The organism is Rhodococcus sp. I2R, assembly GCF_020889545.1.
Classification (GTDB): domain Bacteria; phylum Actinomycetota; class Actinomycetes; order Mycobacteriales; family Mycobacteriaceae; genus Rhodococcoides.
Window position 1 is genome coordinate 16,214 of the sequence record NZ_JAHUTG010000037.1, and the last position, 14,271, is coordinate 30,484.

Here is a 14,271-nt window from a genome sequence, read left to right on the forward strand (position 1 = left end):
CGTACCGACACTCCGCGGTAGGCGGCGAGCGTCGGAATCGCAGCTGACCGGGCAACAGCGCCGAACGCCGAATTGGGCATTGCATCGGCCGCAGCCGTAATGGGAGCAACCGGATCCAACGACCCCACCGAAGCAGCGGTAGCTGAGAGAGACCTCCCCAATGCCCGCAGTGCCTCAAGATCGACCTTCAACATCGGAATTCCCCCCGGTAAGTCCCGTCGCGCCCTCCCCGGCGCCGCGTCAGCGTAGCAGTGGGAACGCTCTCGTATGGGGTATCGGTACGGAGCTGCGTAGCCAGCGGCTATCGCTCCGTGACGTGCAAGACGCTCCTGCGGTTGTGGGTCACGGACGTTCCTGATCTCTGCGTGGTCCGAGAGACTTGGCGAAGGCGTGAAGGTCTGTCACCGTCTGCTCGATGTCTGCAAAATGCAGCCTTTGGTCGAGCTCGAGGTAGAACTAGTCTTCCGAATTGAGTTCTCGTTGGCCGTATTAACGAAGCCGCCGGAGATCTTCCACCGGGATCAGTGCCGCCACGGGCCGGTTCTCCAGACTCCCGGTGGGAGTTACATCAGGGCATCGAACTTGGAATCTGATTCAGCCTGTTTCGGTTCCGTATTTTTCGATCAACCTGCGGCATTCGTCGCTGCTGACGTTGAAAACGACGCATTGAAAGTGGCTAGAGTACTCGCCGTAGGACTCGAACTCGTCGCAACCGTTGTAGGCACACGGGCCAGGGCTGTCCTGCTGCTCAGGTGAGCTACCGGGCTGCTGCGGAACCGTTCCGCGGGTGGTGGGCCGAAGGCTTGTCGTTGCCGGGGCTCCGACAGACGGGGTGCCACCTCGGTACTCCACGAACGGCGACTGAGTAAGGATCGAATTACCCGAACTGACCGTCAATTGGGTTGCGCTCACCTGATGTCGCACAGTGGAATTGGTGGCCACATAGTCCCGGCCGACCACTCCCACCTGCTCGATCGTGATGGGACTGGCATCGGCAAGCCAGACGCCTCGGTAGACCAAGCCGGCTTGGCCCGAGCACACCACCACGAGGGAGTCGACCGTTCGGGCCGTCACGACCGCGCTCTCGGGAGCTCCGCAGCGAGCCGACGAGCCCTGCCAACCCGCCGCGTCCATTACGTAGGCAGTCGGCACGGGCTGGAAAGCGGGAGGCGGCGTTGCCGACGGCGATGGCTCGGATGTGAGAGCCGGCGTTGCCGACGGCGCGGGCGTGGTGGCTGATGCGGTCTCGTTGGACTCGTCCGATTTGGTGGCCACCAAGGCGGTGGTGACGCCGACCAGAGCGATGGTCAGGACAACGATGATCGCGACGCCGATCCACATCCACCTCGACATGCCTGCATTTCGGGTCGGAGGCTGATACTGCGTCTGGTCATTGAAGTTCGAGTGATCATCGGACACCGGCAATCCTTGGGGACGGGAATTGAATTACTCAATTATCTAGGTCTCACCCACGACTGTTACGGACGCGATGATCTAAGTCGGTCGACTCTGGTGTGACAGAAACAACCGTTTTGGCACACTGGTCTCAACCTTTCGCAGCCCGAATGACCACTGATGGCCATTGCACGCCACCTAGAGCTCCACACCTCCGGTTGGATCTGTGCTTCGTCCACGACGATCGGCGATCGCCTGCCTTATGCCTCCGCAGTCGGCATGGCACACCGGGTCCTTGGACCGCGTCGCGTACCTTCTGTTGGCATGTCTTTCTGACCGCGATCAGTCCATCCAGAACCTTGAGAGGAACCGATGCGCGAGGGTAAAAGTGTTCGGCTCTTTCTGGCCGAAGGCTCGATGGGCGGTCTGGTCACCGCAGAAATCATGAACTGGACCGGACATCTTCTCGCTGTTCAGCGCTCCGGGCTGCGCGAACTGCTCAAGCGGCCCGAATCCTCCCGTACCGGCGTCTACGTGCTAATTGGAGAAAGCCCCGAGAGCCTGGGCGGCCAGCAGGTGTACGTCGGCGAGGGCGACGACGTCTCCCGTCGTCTGAAAGACCACGAAGGGAAAAAGGACTTTTGGGACCGGGTGGTCGTTCTTACCAGTAAGGACTCAAACCTCACTAAAGCTCATGTTCGCTACCTCGAAGCCCGGTTGATAGCGATGGCCCGCCAGACGAAACGCTCCGAGGTCACCAACGGCAACAGCGGAACAAACAGCGACAACCTTTTGCCCGAGGCCGACCGCTCCGACATGGAGCACTACCTCGCCCAAGCCTCGATCGTGCTTCCCGTTCTACAGGTGAATGTATTCCGCTCCTCTTCCCAGGTGCATCTAGCTAACGCTGACACCTCGACCCTTGAGGACACCGCCCAAACGGTGTTCGTCACCGGCCTCAAAGGCGAGACGTGGGCGCGAGCCCATGAGGTCGACGGCGAGTTCACCGTCCTTGAAGGGTCTCGTGCTAAGCCTTGGTCAGGGACAGCGCACTCCTACGCCGGCCTGCAAAACAAGCTGTTCAATGACGGCACACTGGTACCCACCGCGGACGGAAGCTGGTACACCTTCACACACAATCAGGTGTTCTCGAGTGCAAGCGCGGCATCAGCAGCTGTCCTCGGACGAAACTCTAATGGGAAGCTCGAATGGAAGCTTGAAGCGACGTCCTCGACATACGCGCAATGGCTCGAACAGCGGGCTAAACGGGTAGTCGCCGCTGTTTACGCCGGCGTTGCCAGCGCTGAGGCCGCACCGAGCTGACGACTTCGTTCGCTGTGCCCCCGATCTGCCGGTGTCCGTAAGCCGGTGGCCAAGCGGACAGTCATGATGTATCAGTCCAGACGTCGAACTCCCAGCTTGGGGATTTTACGTTCGACGAGGACCCGCTCCGCCGTCCGGACCGGCCACGGTCCGCAGGTGATGGCCACGGTCCGCAACACCATCGTTGGCGTCCTCCGCTTGGCCGGCCACGACAACGTCACTGCGGCGCTGCGGCATCACAGCCGCAACCCGCACCGGCCGGTTGGCCTGCTTCATGAGGCTTGACGCGCGACTATGCGACTTTTTCTGGCCTCGCCCCCGGCCGAAGTACACACGTCCCTACCGATCGCGTCAGACGGCTGGGATAGGTTTCCGGACATGGCGAAGCATCCGAGAATTCGGCAACAGAACATCGCAGTCTTTGGTGAGTCAGGGTCGGGCAAGACCGTGCTGGTGTCATCGTTCTACGGCCGCACCCAGGAGGGCTCCCATAAGAACGACCTATGGGATCTCGTCGCCGACAAGGGTGGGCAAGGAAATCGCCTGTACCAGAACTACCTCGGTATGCGAGACAGCGCAAAGACGCCCATGACAAACCACTTTCTGAACACCACATACGACTTCTCGGTCAAGCTCAAGGCAGGGGAAGGCGATGAGGAAAAGTCCCGTCCATTCGACGAGTTGCGCCTGGCATGGCATGACTACCCGGGTGAGTGGTTCCAGGACGATCCCAGCAGCGAGGAAGAGAACCTGCACCGGATCGACACATTCAGGACTCTGCTCAGTTCGGACGTTGCCCTCCTCCTCGTGGATGGACAGAAACTCCTTGACCACCGCGGCGAGGAAGAGCGATACCTCAAGTCCGTCTTCCACAACTTTCGCCAGGCCTTGGTCCGAGTCAAGGGCCCTCTCCTTAGCGAAGACGGTCCGCTGATCGAGTTCCCTCGAATCTGGATCCTGTCGCTATCCAAGGCCGATCTGTTCCCCGACTGGGACGTAAATACGTTCCGTGATCTGGTCATCCTGAAGGCTGCTGACGATATCGAGCATCTTCGCTCGACAATCGCGGGCATGATCGTCACGCCGGACGCGCTGTCCATCGGCGAGGATTTCATGCTCCTCTCGTCTGCCAAGTTCGCACTCAAGGCGGACAGCGCGGAGCCGGTCGAGATCGACCTGAAACAGCGCATCGGACTAGACCTGATACTCCCCATCGCATCGCTTCTGCCGCTGGAGCGCCGTGTCCTGTGGGAGGAGAGGATGAAGCTCCCGTGGAAGGTGGCTGACACGCTCGCTGACGGGGCGGACGTGATTGCAGCAGCCATGGCTGGTGTCAAGTTCACAGGGTTCGAGAAGCTCCTGCGAAGGGTCACCAAGAACGATGCGCAGGCCGCGTTCGTGGCCAAAGTTCTCCCTGCGGCTTTCGCTGCTGCGATAAAGATTGTCGGCCCGAAACTCAAGGAGATGAACGAGGACGCGCGCGCGAAGCATCTGTACCTGCGGGCAATGCTCACGCAGTTCAAGATTGACCTCGACCAAGCTGTGACCGAGAACGTTTTCAGGAAGCAGAAGTGACTGTGAGAGGTGTGACTCGGTCACACCTCATCTGGGCGACTCGAGGCCGGAACTGGGGTTTTCGATTCTTGCTCGATGCAGGCAAGGGCGATCCGCTTCCATTATACGAGCGTGCATTCGCCGAACTCGGGGACGAACCCGCGGCGTGGCACCGAAGCGGACAAGTGGTCGCAGTGCGATTCCCGGACCCGGGGGGGCGACGAGACGCAGCGGGACGAGTCATCCCTCACGAGTTCGTGGTCTTGGGTGACGGGGCTGACGTCGTGAACTCCGTGTACGACGGCGAACAGCACCTGTGGCCACTAGTCGAACAATCCTTCGAACATGTGTGGGACGCCGATACGCCGCCATCCGACGCCGATCTACGCTTCGAATAAGCCGCCTCAGCTGATTTGTAGGAAAGTTCGTCAAGTGGGCATGGTGAAGTGCTGCGGTGGCGGATGCCGTGGCTCATAAGAGTCGAGTTGAACTTAGCGCGGCAGCACTAAGCGGAGCCGCCGTCGCTCCGCGACGTGCAGATGACGCTCATGTTTTGCCCGTCATGGAGATTTCCGATCTCTGCTCGGCCCGAAAAACTTTTCGAAGGTGTGAAAGGTCTGTCACCGTCTGCTCGGTGTCTGCTAAATGCAGCCTTCGGTCGAGCTCGAAGTAGAACGAGTCCTCCGGATCGAGAGCTTGCTGGTCGTACTCGCGCAGCCGTAACAAGTCCTCTATCGGGATCAAGGCCGCCACCGGCCGCCCGTTCTCACCGATAACGATTGGTTCGGATAGCCCCTTGGCGAAGCGGGCAATCATCTGCACAACCAAGCGGGGAGCCTGGTCCAGTGGAACGAGGCCGGCATTGTCTACGTGTTCACCGTCAAGGTTGTTTAAGTCGGGCATGGTGGTCGCTTCCGGTGATGTGTCACTGCTGCGCGCTCGGTCGCGGGTTTGCTGGGCATCTCTCTGCCGGGTCTCGTTGATGGGAAGCGTAGGCCAGGTGGCGTCCGACAATCTTCAGGTCGTTGTTGACAGCCGGACCAGTACGCTGAGGTGCGAATGGAGCGGAGGGTGCCGTGAGCGCGCCGTATGTGTCAATCAAACGCCTGATCGATAACTCGCTTGCCGCCATGCTCGCGGCAGTCGAGGTCTACAACAAGCCGCAGATGACCTATCGTGACGAGGTCACTGTCATGCTGGTGGTAAATGCATGGGAGCTTGCCCTCAAAGCTGTACTGCGACAGCAAAGGCAGTCGATCTTCTACCCGAAAAAGCTCGGTCAGCGGTATTTGTCGGTGTCGATCGACGATGCGCTGGGCCGCGTCAACGCGGGCAACCTTTGGCCGGAAGAGGTAGACGGTGTTGCGACGACCGTGAACATCAAAGCCCTTACAGAATACCGAGATCGTGCGATCCACCTGTACAACGCTCAGGGGCTCGGAGCGGTGATCCACCCGTTCCTGCAGCAGAACGTGCTCAATTACCGTGACTTCGTGTTGGCCAAGTTCAAAAAAGATCTCGCCGATTCGATGACCTGGCAACTGCTGCCGCTTGGTGCGACCGCCCCCGCCGACGCGGTTCAATTCATGAGAGCCGATAAAAGTTCGACGATGGTCGCCGAGGTCGAGGAGTTCATCAAAGAGCTGCGTAACTTGATGGACAACGCCGAGGCAAAAGGGGCCGATATGGGTCGGCTGGCGGTCGTCTATGACATTCACCTGCAATCTCAGAAGAAGATGACGAGCGCTGACCTCGTTGTCGCAGTGTCGTCGACGGCAGACGGGCAAGTCGCCATCCAGAAGACCGATCCAAACCTGACTCATCCTTACAGCGCCACGGAGCTAATAGAGCGCGTGAACAAGAAGCGTTCGGGGCGGAAGTTGAATAGCTACGATCTTCAGACAATCTGTTGGAAAGAGTCGCTGCGCGATAACCAGAAATATGCTTGGAAACACAGCAACGCGACCACCCATGTCTGGTCTGGAGCGGCAGTTTCCCACATCTCCTCAATCACTGACCAGCGTTTTGACAGGTTACGAGATGAGTACCGCGGGTACCAGAAGAAGATGCGGGCGCGGGCCGAACAATCACGGTCGAATAGCGCATAAGGCGTCAGCGGCAAGAACGAGCTTGTTCCGACACGGACACACCCCTGTCGCGGCGTCGACCAGAACCATGTGAGCGTTTCCCGGTTACGCGGGCATGCCGATGGGCAGCGGGATGACGGCCCTACTGCGTCGCCTCGATCTTGATCGCCAGCCCAACCGCCGCAGTCACCTTCGCGAGGGTACCGACCGATGCGTCGTCGCCGCGTTCGATGCGAGCAATTGTCGGCCGAGACACCCCGGCCTCCTCGCCTAGTTTCGTCTGCGACCAGCCTCGCTCACGTCGGGCGGTCCGCACGGCGTCACCTACGGACGCGAGACTCACGGGCTCGGTCATCGCTGTTCCACGGGCTCCACGGGGCGGAACTTCCAGCCTCTGTCCTGCGCCTGCGCGACCATAGTCTTGGCAACCAGCAGACACAGACCTCTGTTGTCGGCTGGAACCTCGTTGAAGTCGATGTGCCCGTGGTAGTTGGAGCGATTGCGGTTCATCGAGTCGTCCCATACCGTAAGCGGCGTTCGGCTTCCCTCCGATGACTTGACCTCTGCAGACTCGACCTCGTCCACGGTCACCGCCAAAACACCGGCTGGAGGCTTGTGGCTTTTCCCCTTCGCTTTGAACCGAGCCTGAATGACGGCTGCTCGATCCGCGTACGCCTGCTCGGGGGTTATTGCGTCACCGCGCGCGATGGACAGACGATTGAGGTCCGTCCTGTCGGCCGTGCTGAGGTCGAACGCCGCCGGATCGACGATACCGGCGGCATTGACCCAGGAGCTATTGACAGTGCGCAGGAGTTCGATGTCACCGACGTCCATCCGCACACGTTTCGGCGCTGTTGCGTCGTCACTCATGGTTACCCTCCTGGACCAACCACGTTGAAAGTCGCTCTCCAAGGTCAGCGTCCTTGGGCACCGTCTCGTCCTGGAACGTTCCCGCTGCCACGTCGGCGGTATGGATGTACAGCGCGCCCGAGGGCTCGACCTCGATCGTCAGTTGATTTCCGGCGTGCGGCCAGTAAAAACGCACACCGCCCTGCTCGGTTGGGAAAACCGATCCCGGGACGTTGCCGAGGTCCGCCATCACGTCTATGACTTGGCTACTTCGACTGATCACCTCTCTGGAGATAATCTCCCCGGCATCACCGTCGACCCAGCCCTCCTCAAGGAAGGCCAGCGCGCCAAGAGCCAAATGGGCCGCTCGCGCATCCTCGGACTGGACGGGGTCTCTTGGCACGCGTGGAGGTCTGCGGTACTGCGTGTGGATGGCGTTTGCGGCAATGTCGGTGATTGCCTGGAGAAAGGCCGGATCAGTCATGTACGACTGAATCTCTTGCGCCTCGCTGACCGTTTTTAGCACCGCCAGACCCACAGCACCGCTGAATCCCTCAGAAGCTTTGAGCTGCGAGACCGTGTTGTTCTTCGCCATCGCCACGGCTTCTTCGTTCGCGTCGAGGAACCCCCAAAAGGTCGTGATGAACCCAGACACACTCTCCGGGCTCACGTCGACACCCTTGGCCTGGAACATTTCGTTCACCTTGTCGATGGCCTCGTCGAGCGGGCCCCGCTGCGGTGTCGCCCCGCCATTGTTTTGCTCCGCATCAAAGGTGGGCAGCTTGATTCCTTCACTGCTGCCTTCGCGCAGCGAGTGGTCCTCACCGATAGCGGCTGGTACGAGTTTCACGCCCGAGAGCTGAACGCCCTCCAAATAGCTGTCGTCGTAGTCCTCGCCGTCAGAGTGAAGATTGCGGGCGAGCAATGTCGCGAGGATTGCACGTCTTGCCAGATCCAAGTCTTCGTAGTCGACGATCTGGCTGAGGAACTGCCAGGCGTTTCGGTAACTGATCACGTCAGCACGGAATTGCTCAAGTTCCTCTCGCTTTGCTTTGTCCTTGCTCAGCACGGCCTGTCGCATCTGACCGTTCCAGCGGTTCTTTATCGGGGCGAGGACCTTGGCGATTGTCTCTCCACCCGAGTCGGCGAGGAAGGCGTCGGCGACGGCACCCATCTCGTCAGGCGTGTACATGTCAGCGGTGTCCAGGCGCTCTCCGAGCGTGTACAGCGCGTTGGGGTCTACATCTCCCTCGACGTAGGCATCGGAGTAGTAGAGCCTGAAGTCCTTCTGGATGCTGGCTGGCGAGTTCCGGAAGTCAACAACCATCGGGGCGGTCTTGCCTGGGTAGGTGCGGTTGAGTCTTGAGAGCGTCTGGACAGTGGCGACACCGGTGAGCTTCTTGTCGACGTACATTGCCATGAGCCGCGGCTCGTCGAACCCCGTCTGGAATTTGTTGGCAACGATCAGCACCCGGCTATCGTCTTCCTCGCGGAACGCACGGGCGACGTCGCTGCGATTGTTGAGCGAGACCTCAGTGACGGACTCGCGGGTATCTTCATCGACGATCGAACCAGAGAAGGCGACCAAGGTCTTCATGTCGGTGAAGCCCTGCTCTGCAAGGTAAGAGTTCATTTTTTTCGACCAACTCAGCGCCTCCATGCGGGAGCTAGTTACAACCATTGCTCTTGCCTCACCGCCGAGCACGTCCATTACATTCCGTCGGAAGTGCTCGATTACAACACGCACTTTTTGCGCTATCGCCGTCGGGTGCAGCCGCGCGAACCGGACAATATTGGTGACCGCCTGCCCGGTGATGACCCGAATCTCGTTTTCCCCTTCGAGTGTGTTCCTCACCCGCAGGAACATGTCATAGGTCGAGTAGTTGGTGAGCACGTCGAGGATGAAGCCCTCCTCGATCGCCTGCGCCATCGTGTACGTGTCGAAGGCCTCCCATCGGCCGTCACGCTCGGTGCCGAAAAGTCGCAGCGTCTTTGCTTTCGGGGTGGCGGTGAGAGCCACAAACGTGATGTTGCTGGATGCGGCTATGGCCGAGTCCTTGGCCAGCAGCAGGTCGTCAGCGCTGATGTCTTCGTGGTCTGAGCCGAGCTCGACGTCGACCAGCAATTCCTTGAGCTTCTTCGCTGCGGAACCCGACTGAGAGGAGTGCGCCTCGTCGGCAACCACCGCCCACCGCCGGCCGCGCAGCTCATTCGTGTCCTCGATCAGCTTCATGACTTCGGGAAAGGTCTGCAGGGTGCAGGTAATGATGTGGTCGCCCTCGACGAGTGCCCTCTTCAGCTGGGGCGACTTCGCCCCGGACTGTTCTCCAACGCTGACGACCAAGCCCTTACTAGACTGGACCAGGTTCATGTCGTGGCGGATGTTCTCATCGAGCACGTTGCGGTCAGTGACGACGATGACTGAGTCGAAAGTCGATTTTGAGTCTTCGGTCATGTGCCGAATCAGCCGGTGACAAAGCCACGCGATCGTCTTCGTCTTTCCAGAGCCAGCCGAGTGCCAGATCAGATAGCGCCCGCCCGTACCGTTCACCGCGATGTCACCAACGACACGCTCGACCGCGCGGAGCTGGTGGAAGCGCGGGAACACCAGCCGCCCGTCCTTCTTGCCAGACTTGCTCGGCTCGAACAACGCGAAATCCTTGAGGACGCGCATGAAGGTCGCGCGGGCGAGGATCTCCCGCCATAGGTAGTTGGTCGACGAGCCGGTACCCGACGGAGGATTGCCTTCGTGACCTTCGTTGCCCTGATTGAAGGGCAAGAACACGGTGTCCTCGCCTTCCAGCTTCGTGGTCATGTACACAAGGTCGTTCGACACGGCGAAGTGCACCAAGGCGCGACCAGGCGCGAGAAGTGCCCGGTTTCTTCCGGGCCGGCGGTCCTCCTTGTACTGGCGGATCGCGTGGTTGACCGACTGCGTGTTGTCGGTCTTTAGCTCCATCGTCACGACGGGAAGACCGTTGACCGTGAGGACCACGTCGATCGTCTCGTTGGTCGCCGTGTCAAAACGCACCTGCCTCAAGATGCGCAGCCGCACCGAGTCGGCGGCCTCTACCACCTCGGTGAGGTTGGGGTTCGCAGGCGGGAACTCCATCATCGGTCCGAACTTCGCTGCTGGGCGACCGACCTGGGCATAGTTGAAGCCCTTGCGCAGTACGCCGAGCAGACCGCCGACAGGATGACCAGTGGTAGAGTCCATCTTCGTCTGCTTGGCAAGCTCTTTAACTATGTGCTGCAACAGCTTTCGCTGGGCTGCGGTCTTCTGTTCGCTTACAAGGTCCGCGGGTATGGCCTTCTCATACTCGTCGGCATGATGGGTTGCGAGCCAGTGCAGTACGTCAGCGGGGACCATCGCCAGGCCGATGTCCCAACCGGTGGTCTTGCCCTCGTTTTCGTACAACCACCCGCGCTCCGATAGCTCTGCGCAGAGGTTGAGCTCGAACTCCGACTCCATGAGCTGTGCATCGCCCATCACGCGACCTCTTTCCCACCGGTGACAACATCGGTGATGAGCGCCGAGCGCCGTTCCAGGAGCAAGGCCTTGAGGTCGGCGACTTTCGTCAGCATGGCGTCGACGTGCGTGGTGGCTTTGTCGAGCCGGTTTGCGATCTGAACCTGCTCGTGAAGAGGTGGGAGCGGCACCGGTGTTGCGTCCAGCACGGTCTTTGTCACCCTCTGAGCGTTAGGACGCACGCCGTTTGCGATGGCGGCGAAGTAGTCGATGTAGCGTGAACTCCGGAATAGGTGGTGAACGTAGCGCGACTCGAACCGGTCTGAGATCCAGAACGCCTTGTAGTCGGGGCTGATGTACCCGGTAAGAGACGACACCCCGAGCCCGCCGTGGTTGAGCCACATCATGTTAGCTGCGAGCTGCCCCGGCCGCACTACCCTGTATTTCGAGACGTCGAGCGAAGCTTGTTGACCTTCGGTACGAGTGTTTAACTCGACACCCCTGTACTCGGAGATCGAGAGGAGGGGCCCGGGCGGGTCCCCGCCGTTGCGTTCCATGCTCTCAGCGAAGTCGTAGCCGAACTTGGTGCGCCGCCAGCGATCCGGGATACCGTCCAGCACGGACTGCGTATGGAGGCTCTGACGACCCTCATGGCGCTTGAGCCCGAACACGAGGTGCGTGGCCACCTGTGAAAGGCGATGCCGCAATTGCCGCGTCAGTTGGTCGAGGCTGGCAATCATCCTGTCTATTTTTCCGGTCTCGTAATCAAGATATGCTGCGATCTCGCGCTGAGTTTGTAGTGCCAGGATGGGTACTTGTAGCCGCCCGAGGGTCGAGCTCGTCATGCTAGGAAGCGCGGTGTCCGTCGAGTACAGACTGAACGGGATAGTAGTCGCCCAGTAATAAAGCCACCGCCCGAAAACGGCGGGGCTCAGTTCTGTATAGAACATCGTGTCAACGGTCCAGAACTTGCCGTTTACGTGCAGAGGGCGATCGATCGTTCCTTTCCGACCAAACAGGACCGACTCGCCGTCGTAAAGATGTGCGGAGGCTGCCGCGAACGGCCCACCAGAACCGATTACCGGGATCTCACCTGCGTCGTCAGCAACGTGCTTATAATCTTGACCGCTTCGAAGCCTGACGAGGTATTGCAGACCGATGGTGGGTGTGTCAGTCATCCGACCGCACCTCTAGGAACATCCGACTCAGTTCTGTCATGAGCTCCTCCACGTCCGCGTCGATCTCTGCCAACGGCCTCGGCTGCTCTGGCACGTAGAAGATCCGAGTGAAGGGGATGTCGGTTCCGTACCTAGCCTTGCCCTCGTCCCATCGAGCACCCGGTTCGTACGGCAGCACCTCACGCGCCATGTGCTCGTCCAGATCTTCACTTAAAGGCACACGTTCAGTGATCTTCCAGCCCGGGACGATGACGGGGTTGCCTTTGCGATCGACGGCGAGCGGGGCGGAGTCATCCTGCACCGCCATTGCCTTCATCGCAGCGTCTATGAAGCCCGCTGTGGCCTTCAATCCAGCCGATTTTGCGGCGAGGGGGAGCGCGGTCGGGAGTTCGTTCCAAGGCGTGCCGTGAAGTGAACGCAGGATTGCGTCATGACCGTCGGTGAAGTCGCGGAGGCCACGCAACGACTCAGCAACTGCGTCGTCGAAATGAGTGCCGAAGCGTGCCTGCTTGTACACAGGCACGTCCCGGAACATGAAGTCTTTCGGTGTCAATACGCGAGATATCGCGGGGTCAGCCTGCTCGAATGCTTTGTAAGCCTCCACCAGGCTATCCCGATGAGCCTTCCCCATTTCGCGACGCTTCTCACCCATCGGCTTCCGTAGCGAGTCCCACTGGCCGGAACCGTCGATGAGCTGGATCTTGCCCTTACGGTCGGGATCCTTATTGGTGTCGAGGACCCAGACATATGTTGCGATGCCGGTGCCGTAAAACATGTTGGTGGGCAAAGCGATAATCGTGTCGATCAGGTCGTCCTCCAGGAGCCACTGGCGGATCGAATTCGGCCCGTTGTCGCTGTTGAACAGCGGCGATTGGTTCGAGACAACAGCGGCGCGGCCACCCTGACCGTTCTTGGCTGCGGGACTGAGCTTCGACGCGCAGTGAGCGAGGAACAACATCTGACCGTCACTGGCACCAGGAAGACCGTGGCTGAAGCGCGATCCGTCAACTTCGGCCTGCTTCCTGACCTCCTTCTCGACTGCCTCCCAGTCCATGCCGAACGGAGGATTGGAGAGCACGTAGTCGAAGGTCTGATCCCCGTATAAGTCCTCGACAAGGGTGTCACCCCGCTTGATCGCATCCGGTCGGCCACCCTGAATAAGCAGGTCGGCCTTGCCGAGGGCAAACGCAGACGCCATTAGCTCCTGCCCATACAACGTGACGTCGATCTTCTCGTTCATCCGCTTGAGCGCGTCCTGCGCGACGAGCAGCATCCCGCCGGAGCCGGCGGTCGGGTCGTAGATGGAGCGCAGCGCGCTCTCACCCGCCAGACCGTCGTCATCGTTGGTGATCAGAATGTCAACCATGAGCTTGATCGCGTCGCGCGGCGTGTAAAAGTTACCTGCGGCCTTCCCCTTCTTGTTGAAGGCCCGGTACATCACGTCCTCGAAGACATCGCCCATGGCCGTGTTGGCAAGTTGGCCTGGTGACAGGTCGAGCTTCGAGAAGTGCTTCACCACGGCCAGAAGGCGGTTGGCGTCAGCGAGCACCTTTACGCGACGGTTGAAGTCAAAAGAAGTCCAGATGTCGGCGATGTTGTTCGAGAATCCGTCGATGTAGCTCTGCAGCGACTTGTCCACGTTGTCGTCAACCGACGCAATCGTGACGAGGTCGAGCGGCGAGACGTTGTAGAAGCTCAACCGGAACTTGTCCTTCACCGCGATGTCAATGAGATGCGGCGGCATGCCTGCGAGCGAAGCGACAAACGCTGTCACCTCCTCCTTCGAGTCGGCAAGCATGCATTCCAGTCGACGAAGCACAGTGAACGGGAGGATGTAGTCGCCGTAGTCCTCCTCGTCGACGATGTTCCGCAGGTACTTGTCAGCCGTGTCCCACACGATGCGTGCGGTGGTCCTGCTGTTCGCTGCCTCAGTCAATGCGTTGCCCTCGATCGGTCCCGGTCCCAATAAGAATGTATCGCGGACGTTACATCAGCACCTTGTATTGCTTCAGCGAAGGTTGCGCAGTAGGTCCACGACGAGCAGCACGAAGGGGTCGCCATCGTATCGACGGGCGCGGAGGAATGCATATGCGAACCTACGGGACGAGTTCGGTGATACGTGCGCTCGGAGCCTCGCATTGGGGGACATCGGGCGGGTACCGCGCGGTGGTTGCTGCCCCTGAGATTTTTCTGGTCGGGCGGGTGTCGCGACAGGGGCTTAAAGCGAGGACTCGTCGCGTAGCCGAGTTTCGTACTTGGGCCTAGGAGGCATCGATGTGACACGTAGATGACACACGGGACTGCCCCAGCTTTGGTTGACATCTGATCTGTGAGGATCGCTCCTCACGGTGGAAGGATGTTCACCATGCCGAAAGCATTTCCCGAGGAGTTCCGCCGCGACGTCATCGCCGTCGCA

The 14,271-nt window shown here is 60.0% G+C and carries 10 protein-coding genes; 3 read left to right on the plus strand and 7 right to left on the minus strand.

Translation table 11 applies throughout. The features are described from left to right. Window positions 1-594 precede the first annotated feature (594 nt). Window positions 595-1,419, minus strand: coding sequence for a hypothetical protein (locus KVY23_RS23740; RefSeq protein ID WP_042937331.1), 825 nt, complete (start codon window positions 1,417-1,419; stop codon window positions 595-597). A 348-nt stretch (window positions 1,420-1,767) separates the two neighbouring features. On the opposite strand from KVY23_RS23740, the gene KVY23_RS23745 reads away from it, so the two are divergent. Further along, window positions 1,768-2,718 carry a GIY-YIG nuclease family protein gene (locus KVY23_RS23745; RefSeq protein ID WP_008709918.1) on the plus strand — a complete coding sequence of 317 codons (951 nt, stop codon included), beginning with the start codon at window positions 1,768-1,770 and terminating at the stop codon, window positions 2,716-2,718. 447 nt (window positions 2,719-3,165) lie between these two features. Next, window positions 3,166-4,293 carry an ATP/GTP-binding protein gene (locus KVY23_RS23750; protein WP_230558419.1) on the plus strand — a complete coding sequence of 376 codons (1,128 nt, stop codon included), beginning with the start codon at window positions 3,166-3,168 and terminating at the stop codon, window positions 4,291-4,293. A 525-nt stretch (window positions 4,294-4,818) separates the two neighbouring features. On the opposite strand, the gene KVY23_RS23755 is transcribed toward KVY23_RS23750, so the two are convergent. Continuing rightward, window positions 4,819-5,286: a hypothetical protein gene (locus KVY23_RS23755; protein ID WP_230558420.1), complete on the minus strand. Its 468-nt coding sequence runs from the start codon at window positions 5,284-5,286 to the stop codon at window positions 4,819-4,821. Between the two features lie 62 nt (window positions 5,287-5,348). On the opposite strand from KVY23_RS23755, the gene KVY23_RS23760 reads away from it, so the two are divergent. Further along, window positions 5,349-6,380, plus strand: a complete 1,032-nt coding sequence (locus KVY23_RS23760; RefSeq protein WP_008709911.1) for a DUF3644 domain-containing protein — start codon at window positions 5,349-5,351, stop codon at window positions 6,378-6,380. A 121-nt stretch (window positions 6,381-6,501) separates the two neighbouring features. Here KVY23_RS23760 and KVY23_RS23765 read toward each other — a convergent pair whose 3' ends face one another. Genes KVY23_RS23765 through KVY23_RS23785 form a run of 5 tightly spaced genes read right to left on the minus strand, consistent with a single transcriptional unit; the run spans window position 6,502 to window position 13,791 of the window. Then, complete coding sequence (locus tag KVY23_RS23765) at window positions 6,502-6,714, minus strand: helix-turn-helix transcriptional regulator (protein ID WP_008709909.1); 213 nt, start codon at window positions 6,712-6,714, stop codon at window positions 6,502-6,504. Further along, window positions 6,711-7,229, minus strand: coding sequence for a hypothetical protein (locus KVY23_RS23770; RefSeq protein WP_008709907.1), 519 nt, complete (start codon window positions 7,227-7,229; stop codon window positions 6,711-6,713). Before KVY23_RS23770 ends, KVY23_RS23765 begins: the two co-directional genes overlap by 4 nt. Further along, window positions 7,222-10,698 (minus strand): type I restriction endonuclease subunit R, encoded by a 3,477-nt coding sequence (locus KVY23_RS23775; RefSeq protein ID WP_008709905.1) that lies wholly within the window; start codon window positions 10,696-10,698, stop codon window positions 7,222-7,224. The genes KVY23_RS23770 and KVY23_RS23775 overlap by 8 nt, the downstream gene beginning before the upstream one ends. After that, the gene (locus tag KVY23_RS23780; RefSeq protein ID WP_230558421.1) at window positions 10,698-11,855 is read right to left on the minus strand and encodes a restriction endonuclease subunit S; all 1,158 of its coding nucleotides are present in this window, start codon (window positions 11,853-11,855) and stop codon (window positions 10,698-10,700) included. Before KVY23_RS23780 ends, KVY23_RS23775 begins: the two co-directional genes overlap by 1 nt. Beyond that, a complete protein-coding gene (locus tag KVY23_RS23785) occupies window positions 11,848-13,791 on the minus strand; it encodes a class I SAM-dependent DNA methyltransferase (protein ID WP_051048301.1) in 1,944 nt (647 codons plus the stop codon). Before KVY23_RS23785 ends, KVY23_RS23780 begins: the two co-directional genes overlap by 8 nt. Between the last annotated feature and the right edge of the window lie 480 nt (window positions 13,792-14,271).